Genomic DNA, 16386 nt, shown 5'->3' on the forward strand with positions numbered 1-16386 from the left:
AAAAAATGTTGACATTTATGCAAAAGTTTATTATATTAATATTAATAAGAAATGAAAGCGTTTTAAATCTAGGAGGAATGGGGAGATGAAGAGATTTGAAATAGGCTCTTCTTTCTACTTGGATGGTCAGGAGTTTAAGATTTTGTCGGGGGCGATTCACTATTTCCGGATTCAGCCGGAAGACTGGTATCACTCGCTCTATAATCTCAAAGCCCTAGGCTTCAATACAGTTGAGACCTATGTTCCTTGGAACATGCACGAGCCAAAGAAAGGCCAGTTTGACTTTCAAGGGATTTTAGATATTGAGAAGTTTCTTCAGATTGCTCAAGATTTAGGCTTGTATGCCATCGTTCGCCCTTCGCCCTTTATCTGTGCGGAGTGGGAATTTGGCGGCATGCCAGCCTGGCTTTTGACTGAGGATATGAGAATTCGTTCTTCTGATGCTTCCTATCTTCAGGCTGTTGCAGACTACTATGATGAGTTGCTTCCTCGCTTGGTTCCAAGGCTCTTGGACAAGGGTGGGAATATCCTCATGATGCAAGTGGAAAATGAATATGGCTCTTATGGGGAGGATAAAGACTACCTGAGAGCGATTCGGCAGATGATGTTGGACCGAGGCCTTGATTGTCCGCTCTTTACATCGGATGGTCCTTGGCGGGCAACGCTAAAAGCCGGTACGCTGATTGAGGAAGATTTATTTGTTACAGGAAATTTCGGCTCCAAGGCAGATTATAATTTTGCCCAGATGCAGGAATTCTTTGATGAGCATGGCAAAAAATGGCCGCTCATGTGTATGGAGTTTTGGGATGGTTGGTTCAATCGTTGGAAAGAGCCAATTATCAAAAGGGATCCTGAGGAGTTGGCTCAAGCTGTCCATGAGGTTCTAAAACAAGGCTCTATCAACCTCTATATGTTTCATGGTGGTACCAATTTTGGCTTCATGAATGGCTGCTCGGCCAGAGGTGTGACGGATTTACCACAGGTGACTTCGTATGATTACGATGCCCTGCTCGATGAACAGGGAAATCCAACTCCGAAATATTTTGCAGTGCAAAAAATGATGGAGACCTGCTATCCTGAGTACCCACAAATGAAACCGCTCACAAAAGAATCTTTTGAACTGAGAGACATTGCTCTGAGTGAGAAGGTGAGTTTGTTTGAGACATTAGCTGATTTGGCTCAGCCAGTGGAGAGTCTCTATCCTGTCAAAATGGAGGATTTGGGGCAGAGCTATGGTTACTTGCTTTACCGTACCAAAGCCAGCTGGGATGCGGATGAGGAAAAGATTCGGGTGATTGATGGGCGAGACCGGATGCAGCTTTTTGTGGACGGCAAGCTTATTGAGACACAGTATCAAGCAGAAATTGGTCAAGATATCTTTGTTGCTGGGGAAAAGAAAGCCACCCACTGTATTGACATTCTGATGGAAAACATGGGGCGGGTCAATTACGGACATAAGTTCTTGGCAGATACCCAACGAAAAGGGATTCGGACGGGCGTTTGCAAGGATTTGCACTTCTTGCTAAATTGGCAACAGTATCCACTTTCCTTTGGAAATACAGAAAACATCGATTTTTCAAAAGGATGGCAGCCAGAGCAACCAGCTTTCTACGCTTTTGACTTCGAAATGAAAGCGCTTAAGGATACTTATTTAGACTTGTCCGGTTTTGGAAAGGGCCTTGCCTTTGTAAATGGCGTCAACATCGGCCGTTTCTGGAATGTTGGACCAACCTTATCGCTTTATATTCCGCATAGCCTTCTGAAAGAAGGACATAACCGAATCATTATTTTTGAAACGGAAGGGAAATATGAAGAATCCATTAACTTAGTTAACCAACCTACATTTAAAACAATAAAGGGGGAAAATTTATGACAATAGTAGGTGCACGTATCGATGGACGCTTGATCCATGGACAGGTAGCCAATCTCTGGACTACCAAGCTCAACATTTCACGCATTATGGTGATTGACGATGAGGTAGCTGAAAATGCTATCGAAAAGAGCGGACTCAAGTTGGCAACGCCGCCAGGAGTGAAGCTCAGTATTTTGCCAATCGCTAAAGCAGCAGAAAACATCTTGGCTGGTAAGTATGACTCACAACGACTCTTTATCGTTGCTCGTAAACCAGACCGTTTCCTTCGTTTGGTAGAAGCTGGAGTTCCACTGGAAACATTGAATGTCGGCAATATGTCTCAGTCAGACGAAACTCGCCCCATCACTCGCTCTATCAATGTGGTTGATGCGGATGTGGAAGCTTTCCACAAGCTGCATGAAAAAGGAGTGAAGCTGACAGCTCAGATGGTTCCAAATGATCCGGTTGCGGATTTTATGAATTTGTTAAAATAAGGAAAAATTTTTAGGAGGTCATTGTCATGATACAATGGTGGCAAATTTTACTACTCACTCTGTACTCAGCTTATCAAATCTGTGATGAGTTGACGATCGTTTCTTCAGCAGGTTCACCTGTATTTGCTGGATTTATCACAGGTCTCATCATGGGAGATTTACCTACAGGTTTATTGATTGGTGCCAACCTTCAATTGGTAGTACTCGGTGTTGGTACCTTCGGTGGTGCTTCTCGTATTGATGCTACCTCTGGTGCGGTTCTTGCAACTGCCTTCTCAGTAGCACAAGGGCTTGATCCAGAGCTTGCTATTGCTACAATCGCTGTGCCGGTAGCAACTTTGTTGACATACTTTGATATTCTTGGTCGTATGACTACAACTTACTTCGCTCACCGTGTGGATGCTGCGATTGAACGCTTTGATTACAAAGGCATCGAACGCAACTATCTCCTTGGTGCGATTCCTTGGGCTCTTTCTCGTGCCCTCCCAGTCTTCTTTGCCCTTGCCTTTGGTGGAGCTTTTGTAGAAACTGTTGTTACAGGTCTCGGTAATGTACAATGGTTGGCAAACGGTTTGAAACTTGCAGGTCAAATGCTTCCAGGTCTTGGATTTGCAATCTTGCTTCGTTATCTTCCAGTGAAACGCAACCTTCACTATTTGGCACTTGGATTTGGCTTGACAGCTATGTTGACAGTGCTTTACAGTAATGTTCAAAGCCTTGGTGCTGCAGTCTCTAGCATTGTTGGTTCTGAAGTGTTCTCTAAACTTCCAAAAGAACAAGCTATTACTTTTGTTAACAACTTCAAGAGTGTATCTATGATTGGTATCGCCATCATCGGTGTCTTCCTTGCGGTACAACACTTCAAAAACAGCCAACGTACAGTCGTAGCTGCTCCAGTAACTGAATCAGAAAGCGGGGAAATTGAAGATGACGAATTCTAATTACAAACTAACAAAAGAAGATTTTAAACAAATTAACAAACGTAGCTTGTTTACCTTCCAATTGGGTTGGAACTATGAGCGTATGCAGGCTTCTGGTTACCTTTACATGATTTTGCCACAATTGCGCAAAATGTATGGAGACGGAACACCTGAACTGAAAGAAATGATGAAATTGCATACGCAATTCTTCAATACTTCACCATTCTTCCACACCATTATCACTGGTTTTGACCTTGCTTTGGAAGAAAAAGATGGTGTGAAATCAAAAGATGCGGTCAATGGTATCAAGACAGGTCTCATGGGACCATTCGCTCCTCTTGGAGACTCAATCTTTGGATCATTGGTACCAGCTATTATGGGTTCAATCGCAGCAACTTTGGCTGTTGCAGGAAACCCAGCCGGTATCTTCCTATGGATCGCTGTAGCAGTTGCTTACGACATTTTCCGTTGGAAACAATTGGAATTTGCCTACAAAGAAGGGGTTAACCTCATCAACAACATGCAAAGTACTTTGACAGCTTTGATTGATGCTGCATCTGTACTTGGTGTCTTCATGGTTGGTGCCTTGATTGCCAGCATGATTGGTGTTGAAGTTTCATGGGCTCCACACATCGGGGACAAAGCAATTGAAATTCAAGACATGCTTAACCTCATCTTCCCACGTTTGGTACCAGCAATGATTACAGGTGCAATCTTCTGGTTGCTTGGACGTAAGGGTATGAACTCTACAAAAGCTATCTTGCTCATCATTCTTGCAGCGATTGCTTTCTCAGCGTTTGGTCACTTCTTCTTTGGAATGGCATAATGGTGTAAATTATGAGCAAACAATTAATTTTGATTAGTCATGGTCGCTTTTGTGAAGAGCTGAAAACAACCACTGAGATGATTATGGGACCTCAAGCGGATATTCATGCCGTTGCCTTGTTACCAGAGGAGGGACCAGATGATTTCACAGCTAAGTTCTTAGACACAGTCAAGGATTTTGATGACTATATTGTCTTTGCAGATCTCTTGGGAGGCACACCATGTAATGTAGTCAGCCGCCTTATTTTAGAAGGTAAGGATATTGCCTTGTACGCCGGCATGAATTTGCCGATGGTGATTGAGTTTCTCAATGCTTCTCTGACAGGAGCTGATGTTGACTATCCGAAAAATGCAGTCGAAAATATCGTTAAGGTTAATGATATCTTAGCAGGCTTATCAGATGATGAGGATGAGTAGGACTGTTTTGCAAGGAAAAAAGAAATGAAGGGGAGTGGGGAATTTTCCCATTCCCTCTTTATAAAAGTAAATAACTAATATATCAATGTTTATTTTGAAAGGACTACCATGCTAGATTATTCAAAAGAGAAACTAGTTGAATTAGGCGCGGAAATCACCACGCGTGAAATCTACCAACAGCCAGATGTTTGGCAGACAGCTTTTAATCATTATAAGGATCAAGCTGACCAAGTCGCTGCTTTTCTAAAAGGTATCGAAGAAAAGCATGATTATATAAAAGTTATCTTTACAGGTGCGGGAACTTCGGCTTATGTAGGCGATACGCTATTGCCATATTTCAGAAAGCTTTATGATGAGCGCAAATGGAATTTTAATTCGGTTGCGACGACCGATATTGTGGCTGGTCCTGAGGTGCATCTGCACAAGGATATTCCAACGGTTCTCGTATCTTTTGCCCGCAGTGGCAATTCGCCAGAAAGTGTTGCGACAGTGGACTTAGCTAAGCAGTTGGTTGATGAGCTTTATCAAGTGACCATTACCTGTGCTGCAGAAGGGAAACTAGCTCAGCAGGCGCATGGCGATGAGCGGAATCTCCTCTTATTGCAACCAGCTCCATCAAATGATGCTGGCTTTGCCATGACTTCTAGCTTCACCTCTATGATGTTGACAGCTCTTATGGTTTTTGATCCAGCAGATTTGGCTCAAAAAGAAGCAAAAGTAGCTGAGTTGATTGCCTTGAGTCAAAAGGTTTTGGCAGATGTGGCTGATGTCCAAGCTTTGACAGAATTAGACTTTAACCGTGTCATTTATCTCGGAGCAGGGCCATTCTTTGGTCTAGCGCACGAAGCACAGCTGAAAATTTTGGAGTTGACCGCTGGGAAGGTTGCAACCATGTATGAAAGCCCAGTCGGCTTCCGTCATGGACCAAAATCTCTGATCAACGAAGAGACGCTTGTGCTGGTATTTGGCTCAAGGGATGCATATACTAAACGTTACGACTTGGATTTGGTGCGTGAAGTGGCAGGAGATCAGATTGCTCGCAAGGTGGTCTTCTTTACAGAGCGTAGAGAAGACTTGGAAAATGTTGAGCAAGTGGTTCTTGAAAGTGACATCTTGGAAGATAGCTATCGAGCCTTCCCATACATCGTCTATGCTCAGCTCTTCTCTCTCTTGACTTCTTTGAAAGTGAAAAATCGACCAGATACACCGTCTCCGACAGGAACGGTCAATCGGGTCGTTCAGGGAGTTATCATCCACCCTTTCCAGCAGTAGAAAGCTAAATATGAAAAAGTCAAACATTAATCATGGGAAAGCTAGTTATTAAAAGGACTTTCAGATAAAAAGGATGCCTTTTAAAGCGAGACAGAGGGAGATTATATGAAATCTTATCAAGAATCTATTTTTGGTACTTTTGAAGGACAGGATGTCCTAGCCTACACCTTTGAAAATAATCTAGGCTATCGCCTCAGGGTCATGAACTATGGCGCAACGATTTTAGAATATCGGACGCCGGATAAAAATGGTGATTTTGCCAATATCATTCTAGGTTTTGAGTGCTTTGATGATTATGTTGGTAACAGTCCCAAGCATGGTGCCAGCGTGGGACCAGTTGCAGGGCGGATTGCCAAGGCTCGCTTTGAGCTGAATGGGCAGTCCTACCAGCTGGAAGTCAATAATGGCCAGAATTGCAACCACAGTGGATCTACTGGCTGGGATGGCGTGATTTTCCAGACAGAGCACGTCACAAACGAGGGCGTTACATTTTACACAGAGCGCCCAGATGGAACAGGTGGATTCCCAGGAAATTTGAAAATCTGGATTTCCTATTCCTTATCGGAAAAAGGGGAGATTGAGATTTCCTATCAAGTTCAGACAGACCAAGATAGTCTGGTCAATCCGACCAACCACAGCTATTTTAATCTGTCAGGTGATTTTAGTCAGCCGATTGATCAGCATGTCCTCAAGCTGCATACCAAAGGGGTGTATCCGATTGCTCCTGACGGCGTGCCAGCAAAAGAAGTGGATGAAAATCGTGGCTTTGTCAAAGGTCTACAAACAGGTCTGACGCTGAAAGAAATTTTTGCTGACCAAGACGAGCAAATTCAGGTCGTGTCAGGGCTGGATCATCCCTTTGCTCTGGATAAAGAGCAGGAAGAGGCAGGATGTCTTTATGATGCGGCCTCAGGACGCTATCTGACTTTCCGTACGGATGCTCCTTGTGTCGTGACTTATTCGGCAAATTTTGTCGATGAGTCAGTTGTCATCAATGGACAGCCAATGATTCAGCATAATGGTCTGGCGTTGGAGGCACAAGCCTTGCCTGATGCGATTCATAGTGACTTGAAGGATCAGGTCATTCTCAAGGCAGGCCATATTTTCACCAGCACCACCGTTTATTTCGCAGTAGTGAAATAAATACTAAACTTGCTTCATTTGAAATGTATCTAACATGGCGATACTAGCCTCAGATACAAGAAAACGGCAGATTCCCCCTCTGCCGTTTTTACTATTTATTTTATTGGTTGTCTAAGTCTTGTGGTTGGAAAAATTGATTGTAACGTTCTTCGTCTTCTTGGTTGTCACGGATGACCTTGGCAAGAGTGAATGAAGAAGAAATCAATCCGACAGAACCCATGAGATAGTATCCTTTAACCATCAAAGGCTCCTTCAAAGTATAGAGGCCGACGAGAACAAGAGTCACAAAGAAGGCGAATGAGCCCCAAGCCATAAACATAAAGGCTGGTGTATTCCGATAAGTTTTCTTTTTAAGGTTGTTCATATCTAAAATCTCCTTTTCGATTTTTTTCATTGTATCATGAGTTTTTGAGACAGTCAATGAAATAGAGGCTATTTTAATCAGACTGAACAATTCATATTAGTTTGTATCATCTTAGTAAGATGTTTAAAAGTATTTTATTTTTTAAAAATATGGTTTATTTAAGTAAACTTTAAGATAAGAAAGTTATACTAATACCATCAAATGAAGACCTCCTAACTTTATTTGATAGAAATCCTAAAACTTTTTCATAATAATCTCCCATAAGAGCCACCAAATTCGGTGGCTTTTTTTATATTTAGAAGCGGGTTGGATTACTTCCTCTGCCCTATTTTTTGCTATAATAGTCCTATGAGTAGAATTTTAGATAATGAATTAATGGGGGATGAGGAGCTGGTAGAACGTACCCTCCGTCCTCAGTATTTACGAGAATATATCGGTCAGGATAAGGTCAAGGATCAGCTGAAGATTTTTATCGAAGCGGCTAAATTGCGGGATGAGGCACTGGATCATGCCTTGCTTTTTGGCCCTCCGGGTCTGGGAAAGACGACCATGGCCTTCGTCATCGCCAACGAACTCGGTGTGAATATCAAGCAGACTTCTGGTCCAGTCATTGAAAAGGCTGGTGATTTGGTAGCCATTCTCAATGATTTGGAGCCAGGTGATGTCCTCTTTATCGATGAGATTCACCGTTTGCCTATGGCGGTAGAGGAAGTGCTGTACAGCGCCATGGAGGACTTTTACATTGACATTATGATTGGGACTGGCGAAACCAGTCGCAGCGTCCATCTGGAATTACCACCTTTCACGTTAATTGGGGCGACCACTCGGGCGGGTATGCTGTCCAATCCTCTGCGGGCTCGCTTTGGGATTACTGGTCACATGGAGTATTATGAAGCTGGCGACCTGACAGAAATTGTCGAGCGAACGGCAGAGATTTTTGAGATGGATATTACCCATGAGGCTGCGAAGGAGCTGGCTCTGCGTAGCCGAGGCACGCCTCGGATTGCCAACCGTTTGCTCAAGCGGGTGAGGGACTATGCGCAGATTATGGGCAATGGCCTGATTGATGATAAGATAACCGACCAAGCTCTCTCCATGCTGGACGTGGACCGAGAAGGGCTGGACTATGTGGATCAGAAGATCCTACGAACCATGATTGAAGTTTATGGTGGTGGTCCAGTCGGACTGGGGACACTTTCAGTCAATATTGCTGAGGAGCGCGAAACAGTAGAGGACATGTATGAGCCTTACCTGATTCAGAAAGGCTTTGTCATGCGGACTCGGACTGGGCGCGTGGCGACTCGCAAAGCCTATGAGCATCTAGGATATGAGTATATGAAGGAATGATGACCGATCAAGAGATTTTAGAGAGGCTGAGTCAGGATCAGGATATCCGAGCGATTTTGGAGATTATCCGCAGCCTAGAATTGAAAGATTCTTGGCTGGCTGCAGGCAGTGTCAGAAATTTTATCTGGAATATCTTGTCTGGCAAGCCGGGTTTTGATGCCGAAACGGATGTGGATGTTATATTCTTTGATCCAACTGTATCTTATGAGAAAACTTTGCAGCTGGAGATGGAGCTGAGAAAAGCTTTTCCCGCTTATTCTTGGGAACTGAAAAATCAAGTCTATATGCACATTCATAGTCCCAACACCCAGCCCTATACTAGCTCGAAAGATGCCATGAGCAAGTATCCTGAGTGCTGCACAGCTATCGGTCTTCGATTGCTGGAAAATGATAAGCTAGAGCTTTTTGCACCCTATGGCTTGGCAGATATTCGAGCATTTCAGGTGCGACCAACACCGCATTTTTTAGCGGATGCGGATCGAAAGAAGCTTTATAGGCAAAGAATCCGCAAGAAAAACTGGCAGGCTAAATGGCCACAATTAAGTTTTGAATATCTTTCTGAAGAAAAGTAAAGTTGAATCTGGTGCAAGCTAGATTGAGTGGGCCACCGCCTCAATGATCTGCACTTTTATGTAAGTCGGTATAATTAGCGGTTTTTCAGAGCCTGCTTCCGCTGTCACAGAATAATCAAGAAAGCTCCACAGTTTTCTTTTTATTCTGGTATAATAGATTTATGAAGAAAATTGTATTTGTTTGTTTAGGAAATATCTGCCGTAGTCCGATGGCAGAGTTTGTTATGAAAAGTCTGACCGATGACCTACATATTGAGAGTCGAGCGACATCTAGTTGGGAACATGGCAACCCTATACATCAGGGGACTCAGGCTATTTTTAAGAAACATGCGATTTCTTATGATAAGAGAAAAAGTTCTCAGCAGATTTCCCCGCAAGATTTTGCAGAATTTGACTATATCATCGGCATGGATGAAGCTAATATTCTAGATTTGAAGAAAATGGCGCCAGTGGATTTTCAGGATAAAATCTACCAGTTTGCTGATCTCGGTGTGCCGGATCCTTGGTACACAGGTGATTTCGATGAAACTTATGAACTGGTTTTGGCTGGTTGCCACAAGTGGCTAGAACGCTTAAATGGATGAAAAATGGATAAAATAAAAGAATTTTACGATAAATATAAAATCTATCTGACCCGTCAGAATCTAGAAATCTTAGCTGTGACTGTGATTGCCTTGTCAGCAATTTTAGTGTTTACCTCTAATATCCCTGGTAAGGGTGTGCTGACGCTGGATCAAGGTAAGATAAAATATGAAGGCAGTCTAGTTCACGGAAAGATGAACGGCGAAGGTACCCTGACTTTTAAAAATGGGGATAGCTATAAAGGGCATTTCAAAAATGGTAATTTTGATGGTAAGGGTACTTTTACATCGAAGGCTGGTTGGAAATATGAAGGTGAATTTGCCAACGGTCAAGCCAATGGTAAAGGCAAACTGACGACAGAAAGTAATGTTGTCTATGAAGGAACGTTCAAGCAAGGAATTTATCAAAATGCGCATTAGATGGTTTTCACTGGTTCGGATTACTGGACTGGTCTTGGTGTTACTCTATCATTACTTTCAGGGAGTTTTTCCTGGAGGTTTTATTGGAGTAGATATCTTTTTCACTTTTTCAGGATTTTTGATTACTTCATTATTGATTGATGAGTTTACAAGAAGTCGGACGATTGATATTATGGGCTTTCTAAAACGGCGCTTTTATCGTATCGTTCCTCCGCTCGTTTTTATGATTTTGATCATCATGCCCTTTACTTTATTGATCCGTCAGGATTTTGTAGCAGGTATCGGGACGCAGATTTCAGCTGCTCTTGGTTTTGTGACCAATTTTTATGAAATGATGTCGGGCGGCAGTTATGAAAGCCAGTTTGTGCCGCATTTGCTGATTCACACTTGGAGTTTAGCACTGGAAGTGCATTACTATATCCTCTGGGGCTTGGCTGCTTGGGGCATTAGCAAGATTAGCAAGTCAGTTGCTCAATATCGGGGGCTGATTTCTCTGACTTCAGCTGCTCTGTTTCTGTTCAGTTTCTTGGCTATGTTTATCGGAGCCTTTTTCAGCAAGAATTACTCCAATATTTATTTCTCAAGTTTGACCCATGTCTTTCCTTTCTTTGCTGGGACAGTGCTAGCGACTTTCTCTGGAGTCGGAAATGTGGGCGTTCAGATGAAGAAACTGGAAGAAAAGGTCGAAATCAAGCAAGTCTTGATCGCTTTAGCTGGCAGTTTTGTTCTTCTTCTTTTGCTCAGCTTTATTTTGAAATTTGACAGCTTGTGGACTTATTTATTTGGTTTCTTGATTTCAACGCTTCTGGCTTGTGTCATGATAGCAGCAACCCGCATCTTGCACGATAAATTGCCAAATATTAAGGAGCCTAGTCCTCTCAACTTTATTGCAGATACTAGCTATGGTGTTTACCTCTTCCATTGGCCTTTTTACATAATCTTTAGTCAGTTGATGGGCAATGGTTGGGCTGTGCTTTTGACTACAATCTTGAGTTTTGGTTTCGCGGCTCTATCCTTCTATATTTTAGAGCCGACTTTAGCTGGACGGAAGCCTCGGATTTTTGGCAAGGAGATGAATGTAAGTTCCATCACCAAGCCGATTTTCTACAGTTTCATTCCGCTGACATTTATCTTGCTTATTATCACAGTTACAGCTCCGTCTGTGGGTGCCTTTGAGGAAAGCCTGATTGTCAATTCTTTGAACCAATCCGATACGAAAATGCAGACAACCCGTAAGCACGCAGACCAAAAAACTGCCACAAATTATAACGTGGCAGAGGGAACGACTGTTATCGGTGATTCGGTCACCTTGCGCTCTGCTGAATGGATCCAAGAGGCTATACCTGACGCTCAAGTCGATGCAGTTGTTAGTCGTAATTTAGTGTCTGGTCTGGAATTTTTCAAGAACGATATTGCTAACCAAACACTGCTTCAAAACGTCGTCTTGGCATTGGGAACCAATCCGGTTGACAATTATGAAGAATTGCTGGATCAGTATATCGAGCTCTTGCCAAAAGGCCATCGCTTAATTTTAGTCACGCCATATGATGGCCGGACAGCCAATGATCCAAGTAGTATTCCTGTTAAGATGCGCCAATACGAACTTGAACTTGCTAAGAAATACGATTTTGTATATGTAGCAGACTGGTATCAGGTCGCGATTAATAATCCGCAGATTTGGATTGGAACAGACTATGTTCATTATGGGGCAGATTCAGAGTCAATGGCAGAGGGAGGTAAACTCTACTCTAACATGTTGAAAGAAGCCTTGGCTGCCGCTTCAAGTGGCAGTGTTAAGCCATAAAACTAGCTCGGTTATTTAGCCGAGCTCATTTTATAATAAAAAAAGAAAGCGCTAACATATTTTTAGAGAAAAGTATGTGAAATTTTTGAGAATAGATATAGAATTTAGTAAAAAAGCCTGAAATATCAGTGTTTAAAAAATAATCCATAAAAAGTTTGTGAACTTTTGTTGAAAGTGTTTACAAATTTGTAGGAATAGAGTATAATTATATTGTGAAATAATTAACAAAGGTTAAAATCTTCATCTAACCTTTTGGCAGAAACCATTGGAGGACTATAATGGCTGATAAGAAGAAAACTGTTGAACAAGAAGATAAAGTGCTAGCGGCTGAAAAACATGTTGACGAGCTTGTGCAAAAAGGTCTCCTAGCTCTTGAAGAAATGAGAAAACTGAACCAAGAGCAAGTAGATTATATCGTAGCAAAAGCTTCAGTTGCAGCTCTTGATGCACACGGGATCCTTGCTCAACATGCGGTTGAAGAAACTGGTCGTGGTGTATTTGAAGACAAGGCAACGAAAAACCTCTTTGCCTGTGAACACGTTGTCAACAACATGCGTGGTGTGAAGACTGTTGGTGTTATCGAAGATGATCCTGTTACTGGATTGACAAAAATTGCGGAGCCTGTCGGAGTTATTTGTGGTATCACTCCAACGACGAACCCAACATCAACAGCAATTTTTAAAGCATTGATTGCCTTGAAGACACGTAATCCAATCGTTTTTGCCTTCCACCCATCTGCTCAAGAATCATCTGCTCACGCAGCGCAAATCGTTCGTGATGCAGCTATTGCAGCTGGCGCACCAGAAAACTGTGTGCAATGGATTACAAAGCCATCTATGGAAGCAACAGCAGCTTTGATGAACCACGATGGTATTGCAACCATCCTTGCAACAGGTGGTAATGCCATGGTTAAGGCTGCCTACTCTTGTGGAAAACCAGCTCTTGGGGTAGGTGCCGGAAACGTACCAGCTTACATTGAAAAATCTGCTGACCTTCGCCAAGCCGCTCATGATATCGTGATGTCTAAATCATTTGACAATGGTATGGTCTGCGCATCTGAGCAAGCAGTGATCATTGACAAGGAAGTTTATGACGAATTTGTAGAAGAATTCAAGTCATACCACACTTACTTTGTAAACAAGAAAGAAAAAGCCCTTCTTGAAGAATTCTGCTTTGGCGCTAAAGCAAACAGCAAAAACTGTGCGGGTGCTAAGCTCAATGCAGATATTGTAGGTAAACCAGCTACATGGATTGCTGAACAAGCAGGCTTTAAAGTACCAGAAGGTACAAACATTTTGGCTGCAGAATGTGCTGAAGTAGGTCCAAATGAGCCATTGACTCGCGAAAAACTTTCACCAGTTATCGCTGTCTTGAAAGCTGAAGATAGAGAAGACGGTCTTAAAAAAGCTCGTCAAATGGTTGAATTTAACGGACTTGGTCACTCAGCAGCTATCCATACAAAAGACGAAGAATTGGCTAAACGCTTTGGTACTGAAATCAAAGCGATGCGGATTATCTGGAACTCTCCATCTACTTTCGGTGGTATCGGGGACGTATATAATGCCTTTATTCCATCCTTGACACTTGGATGTGGTTCATACGGACGCAACTCAGTTGGCGATAACGTGAGCGCTATTAACCTCCTAAACATCAAGAAAGTAGGGAAACGTAGAAATAATATGCAATGGTTTAAAGTTCCTTCAAAAATTTACTTCGAGCGCAATTCTATCCAATACCTTCAAACATGTGAAGATATTGAACGCGTTATGATCGTTACTGACAAATCTATCGAAAAACTTGGCTTTGTTCAACGTGTGATCGATCAATTGAACGCCCGTAGCAACCGTGTAACGATCCAAGTCTTCTCAGATGTTGAACCAGATCCAGACATCACAACTGTAGAACGTGGTGCTGAAGTGATGAAAGCATTTGAACCAGATACAATCATCGCTCTTGGTGGTGGTTCCCCAATGGACGCGGCCAAAGTAATGTGGCTCTTCTACGAGCAACCAGAAATCGACTTCCGTGACTTGGTTCAAAAATTCATGGATATCCGTAAACGTGCCTTCCGCTTCCCATCACTTGGTAAGAAAGCGAAATACATTGGGATTCCAACAACATCTGGTACAGGTTCAGAAGTAACACCATTTGCCGTTATCTCTGATAAGAAAAACAACCGCAAATATCCATTGGCTGACTACTCATTGACACCAACTATTGCGATTGTTGACCCTGCTTTGGTTGAATCAGTTCCAGACTTTATCGCTGCTGATACAGGTATGGACGTCTTGACTCACGCCACTGAAGCCTACACTTCAAACTTTGCTAACGACTACACAGACGGTATTGCGCTTCAAACAATCAAGCTTGTCTTTGAATGGTTGGAAAAATCTGTTAAGACAGCTGATCCAGAAGCACGTGAAAAAATGCATAATGCGTCTACAATGGCTGGTATGGCCTTCGCCAATGCCTTCCTTGGTATGAGCCACTCAATGGCCCACAAGATCGGTGGTGTTCACCACACTGTTCACGGACGTACAAACGCAATCTTGCTTCCATATGTTATCCGTTACAACGGAACTCGTCCATCTAAGACAACTACATGGCCTAAGTACAACTACTGGAAAGCTGATGAGAAATTCCAAGATATCGCTAAGATGCTTGGCTTGCCTCACTCAACTCCAGAAGAAGCTGTTGAAGCTTATGCCAAAGCAGTTTACGAACTTGGTCTTGCAGTAGGTATCAAGATGAACTTCAAAGACCAAGGAATCGATGAAAAAGCTTGGAAAGACAGCTTGCATGAAATCGCTCTTCTAGCTTATGAAGACCAATGTTCACCAGCTAACCCACGCTTGCCAATGGTAGCTGACATGGAAGAAATCATGGCAGATGCATACTATGGTTATGCAGAACGTCCAGGACGTCGTAAATAATATAAAATGAATCCCTCACTTAGTGAGGGATTCAGGTTGTACGAAGAGATCTTTCAATATTTCAAATTCCATAATACTTTTCGTAAAATAGAAGAGTAGTTGATGTAGCACTTACTTTATATTAGCGAAAGAAATTTAGTTCACCGTATTAGCTGTACAGTTAAGATGGAGAATGATATTTGCTATGCTATCACACAGTTTGTTATTTACAACCGCTTGGCTGGAGAGAAGTGTATTATCTTTTGCCTAAGTATAGGCATGAAGCTATGATAGCAATCCTATCTTTAACTGGCTCTGCGGAACCAAAATAAAAAGACTTTCACTCATTTCGGACTTTAAATCCGAGAAATAATATTCGTCCCCCCTTTAGGGCTAGGCAAAGGCCTAGCCTTTTTTACTTGCCTGAGGGAGTATAGAAATGAGAATCTTTTTTAGAAGTTTGCTTGCTCTTTCATTTACTTTTCTACAAAATGGATTCCTAAAAGTACTTTCAGGAATTTTTGTTTTTCTGGAAAATTCAGAAACTAAAATCTAAATCTCAAACAATATTGAAAGCGCTTTAAAAATTATTTATAATAACATTATGAAATACTCGAGTTAAAAAATGGAGTCTAGGATAAGGAAGTAAAAATATTTGTTTGCGGCCTTCTTCTCTGCTCCACCTGAGGTCCTAGGTAGTTGTTAGACTATCTGATCAGACCGACGTCTTACGAAAGGAGATTGTATATTCATGTCACAGATTTTAAAAGATGACTTGATAGCCAAGATTAAAGACGGCATCATTGTTTCTTGTCAAGCCTTGCCCCAGGAACCGCTTTATACGGAAGCTGGAGGAGTGATTCCTCTCTTGGTCAAGGCTGCTGAGCAGGGCGGTGCTGTCGGTATCCGAGCTAATAGCGTTCGCGATATTCGGGAGATCAAGGAAGTAACTTCTCTGCCCATCATCGGAATTATCAAACGCGACTATCCGCCACAAGAGCCTTTTATCACGGCTACCATGCGGGAAGTAGATGAGTTGGCTGCTCTGGATATTGAAGTCATTGCTCTGGACTGTACCAAGCGGGAACGCCATGACGGCTTGACAATTGCGGATTTCATCAAGCAGGTCAAGGCCAAGTATCCTCATCAGCTATTGATGGCAGATATCAGCACCTATGAGGAAGCTGCTGCTGCTGTAGAAGCTGGTGTAGACTTTGTCGGCACTACCTTATCGGGCTACACTTCTTACAGTCCCAAGGTTGACGGACCAGACATTGAGCTCATTCGACGCTTGTGCCAAGCAGGCTTTGATGTCATCGCCGAAGGAAAGATTCACTATCCGAGTCAAGCCAAGCAGATACATGATTTTGGTGTGAGGGGCATCGTTGTCGGAGGAGCCATTACTCGTCCTAAAGAAATTACAGAGCGCTTTGTTGCAGGATTAAAATAAGTGAGGTAGATGA

Annotated in this window: 16 protein-coding genes; 15 read left to right on the forward strand and 1 reads right to left on the reverse strand. The window is 42.6% G+C overall.

The window, feature by feature from the left end; all coding sequences use genetic code 11:
* Nucleotides 1–85 precede the first annotated feature (85 nt).
* The 7 genes from O3644_RS06755 (at nt 86) to O3644_RS06785 (ending at nt 6923) form a co-directional block, all read left to right on the forward strand.
* Nucleotides 86–1873 (forward strand): beta-galactosidase family protein, encoded by a 1788-nt coding sequence (locus O3644_RS06755; RefSeq protein ID WP_048763134.1) that lies wholly within the window; start codon nt 86–88, stop codon nt 1871–1873.
* Entirely contained in the window at nt 1870–2346 is a 477-nt protein-coding gene (locus O3644_RS06760) for a PTS system mannose/fructose/N-acetylgalactosamine-transporter subunit IIB (protein ID WP_045498334.1), read from the forward strand. The genes O3644_RS06755 and O3644_RS06760 overlap by 4 nt, the downstream gene beginning before the upstream one ends.
* A gap of 26 nt (nt 2347–2372) precedes the next feature.
* Nucleotides 2373–3287: a PTS mannose/fructose/sorbose/N-acetylgalactosamine transporter subunit IIC gene (locus O3644_RS06765; protein WP_045498332.1), complete on the forward strand. Its 915-nt coding sequence runs from the start codon at nt 2373–2375 to the stop codon at nt 3285–3287.
* The gene (locus tag O3644_RS06770) at nt 3274–4092 is read left to right on the forward strand and encodes a PTS system mannose/fructose/sorbose family transporter subunit IID (protein ID WP_048763130.1); all 819 of its coding nucleotides are present in this window, start codon (nt 3274–3276) and stop codon (nt 4090–4092) included. Before O3644_RS06765 ends, O3644_RS06770 begins: the two co-directional genes overlap by 14 nt.
* A gap of 11 nt (nt 4093–4103) precedes the next feature.
* On the forward strand, nt 4104–4508 hold the full coding sequence (locus tag O3644_RS06775) for a PTS sugar transporter subunit IIA (RefSeq protein ID WP_223368363.1): 405 nt from the start codon (nt 4104–4106) through the stop codon (nt 4506–4508).
* A 108-nt stretch (nt 4509–4616) separates the two neighbouring features.
* Nucleotides 4617–5780, forward strand: coding sequence for an SIS domain-containing protein (locus O3644_RS06780; protein WP_371595354.1), 1164 nt, complete (start codon nt 4617–4619; stop codon nt 5778–5780).
* A 105-nt stretch (nt 5781–5885) separates the two neighbouring features.
* Entirely contained in the window at nt 5886–6923 is a 1038-nt protein-coding gene (locus O3644_RS06785) for an aldose epimerase family protein (protein WP_371595355.1), read from the forward strand.
* A gap of 100 nt (nt 6924–7023) precedes the next feature.
* Here O3644_RS06785 and O3644_RS06790 read toward each other — a convergent pair whose 3' ends face one another.
* The gene (locus O3644_RS06790; protein WP_179856134.1) at nt 7024–7287 is read right to left on the reverse strand and encodes a YiaA/YiaB family inner membrane protein; all 264 of its coding nucleotides are present in this window, start codon (nt 7285–7287) and stop codon (nt 7024–7026) included.
* A 348-nt stretch (nt 7288–7635) separates the two neighbouring features.
* On the opposite strand from O3644_RS06790, the gene ruvB reads away from it, so the two are divergent.
* The 8 genes from ruvB to O3644_RS06830 all read left to right on the forward strand — a co-directional run bounded on the left by ruvB (nt 7636) and on the right by O3644_RS06830 (nt 16373).
* Nucleotides 7636–8634 (forward strand): Holliday junction branch migration DNA helicase RuvB, encoded by a 999-nt coding sequence (gene ruvB, locus O3644_RS06795; RefSeq protein WP_371595356.1) that lies wholly within the window; start codon nt 7636–7638, stop codon nt 8632–8634.
* Complete coding sequence (locus tag O3644_RS06800) at nt 8631–9206, forward strand: nucleotidyltransferase family protein (RefSeq protein ID WP_048764913.1); 576 nt, start codon at nt 8631–8633, stop codon at nt 9204–9206. Before ruvB ends, O3644_RS06800 begins: the two co-directional genes overlap by 4 nt.
* Before the next feature lie 161 nt (nt 9207–9367).
* Nucleotides 9368–9790 (forward strand): low molecular weight protein-tyrosine-phosphatase, encoded by a 423-nt coding sequence (locus O3644_RS06805; protein ID WP_048764911.1) that lies wholly within the window; start codon nt 9368–9370, stop codon nt 9788–9790.
* Nucleotides 9791–9793: 3 nt separating this feature from the next.
* Nucleotides 9794–10207, forward strand: coding sequence for a hypothetical protein (locus O3644_RS06810; RefSeq protein WP_371595357.1), 414 nt, complete (start codon nt 9794–9796; stop codon nt 10205–10207).
* Nucleotides 10197–12011, forward strand: coding sequence for an acyltransferase family protein (locus tag O3644_RS06815; protein ID WP_048764906.1), 1815 nt, complete (start codon nt 10197–10199; stop codon nt 12009–12011). The genes O3644_RS06810 and O3644_RS06815 overlap by 11 nt, the downstream gene beginning before the upstream one ends.
* Nucleotides 12012–12289: 278 nt before the next feature.
* Nucleotides 12290–14944 (forward strand): bifunctional acetaldehyde-CoA/alcohol dehydrogenase, encoded by a 2655-nt coding sequence (gene adhE, locus O3644_RS06820; protein ID WP_371595358.1) that lies wholly within the window; start codon nt 12290–12292, stop codon nt 14942–14944.
* A 165-nt stretch (nt 14945–15109) separates the two neighbouring features.
* On the forward strand, nt 15110–15214 hold the full coding sequence (locus tag O3644_RS06825) for an acetylxylan esterase (protein WP_231913452.1): 105 nt from the start codon (nt 15110–15112) through the stop codon (nt 15212–15214).
* Between the two features lie 460 nt (nt 15215–15674).
* Nucleotides 15675–16373 (forward strand): N-acetylmannosamine-6-phosphate 2-epimerase, encoded by a 699-nt coding sequence (locus O3644_RS06830; protein WP_005591329.1) that lies wholly within the window; start codon nt 15675–15677, stop codon nt 16371–16373.
* Nucleotides 16374–16386 lie beyond the last annotated feature (13 nt).

The organism is Streptococcus sp. 27098_8_113, assembly GCF_041432545.1.
In the GTDB taxonomy this organism is placed as follows: domain Bacteria; phylum Bacillota; class Bacilli; order Lactobacillales; family Streptococcaceae; genus Streptococcus.